The 990-nt window shown below is 34.6% G+C and carries 2 protein-coding genes; both read right to left on the bottom strand.

Going from position 1 to position 990, the window contains the following annotated elements:
• Window positions 1-151 precede the first annotated feature (151 nt).
• Complete coding sequence (locus tag ACFIKH_RS09175) at window positions 152-445, bottom strand: HigA family addiction module antitoxin (RefSeq protein ID WP_004856691.1); 294 nt, start codon at window positions 443-445, stop codon at window positions 152-154.
• A 16-nt stretch (window positions 446-461) separates the two neighbouring features.
• Entirely contained in the window at window positions 462-743 is a 282-nt protein-coding gene (locus ACFIKH_RS09170; protein WP_375652105.1) for a type II toxin-antitoxin system RelE/ParE family toxin, read from the bottom strand.
• Window positions 744-990 lie beyond the last annotated feature (247 nt).

The following is a 990-nucleotide window of genomic DNA, read 5'->3' as shown; positions in this document are numbered from 1 at the left end:
TGTGTATTGTTTCTTATGTTACATACACGCAGTTTAATAAATATATCTATTTACACACTACAGTGCTCAGTTAAAAAACCATAGTAAAATTTCCGAACGTTTATAGATAAAATCAACAAGAGCATAAAAAACTATCGTGGGCTGCTTGATTTTAAAGATGCCCTACTTGCTCTAAAGGTGAAATATGTGGGATTGGGCTGTTATGCCGAGCTTGCCACAAATCATGCTTTTGTTGCAATTTAAGCCAGAATTCCGCATCATTTAAACCCGCTTTTTCTAACCGTAAAGCTAAGTTAATGCTAATCGCTGCATGACAGTTTAAGACGCGGGATAAAGTTAAACGTGCAACACCAAGACGATTTGCAGCTTCTGTTACTGTTAACCCTAATTCATCAAGCAATTCTTCTTTCAAAATGCCGCCAGGGTGTGGAGGATTGTACATCATAATAACACCTCAAAACTCAATGGTAATCTTGATAATCAACCAGTTCAACGTCTGTCCCAATGAAACGAAAGGTAACACGCCAATTTCCATTGACACGCATTGACCAGTAACCTTTTAAATCGCCCGTAAGCGCATGTAGACGATACGATTTAAGAGTAACTTGTTCAGGCGCGGATATTGTATCTAAAATTACTAAAATGTTTGCTAATTTTTTAGCATGCGCGGGTTGTATGCCTTTGTAGACTCCTCTTTCAAAGAATAATCTCAACCCTTTATGCTTAAAACTAACGATTGCCATATATACCCTCTTGATACTTGATACTATACACCATGCATTTATGTCAATTGATTATTTATCAAAGAGCATATTAAACATAATTTTATATGTTAAAAAACAATAATATCCTTTTGAAATAATTGAAAAAATATGCAAATCATGCTAGGATTTTGTATGTATTAAAATACAAATTTAAGGTAAGAAAAAACATGCTAAATAAAGTGATGTTAATCGGGCGTTTAGGTGCTGATCCCGAAAGCAAAACAAT

It is taken from the genome of Bartonella sp. SD1336NMGDW, from assembly GCF_042193565.1.
Classification (GTDB): Bacteria; Pseudomonadota; Alphaproteobacteria; order Rhizobiales; family Rhizobiaceae; genus Bartonella; species Bartonella grahamii.
The sequence above is the reverse complement of the archived record's forward strand: the minus strand, read 5'-3'. Positions and strand labels throughout refer to the sequence as shown.

Excerpts from the sequence above, each read along its gene's own strand:
- ACFIKH_RS09175 (WP_004856691.1), bottom strand. The coding sequence starts at position 445 with ATGATGTACAATCCTCCACACCCTGGCGGCATTTTGAAAGAAGAATTG.
- ACFIKH_RS09170 (WP_375652105.1), bottom strand. The coding sequence starts at position 743 with ATGGCAATCGTTAGTTTTAAGCATAAAGGGTTGAGATTATTCTTTGAA.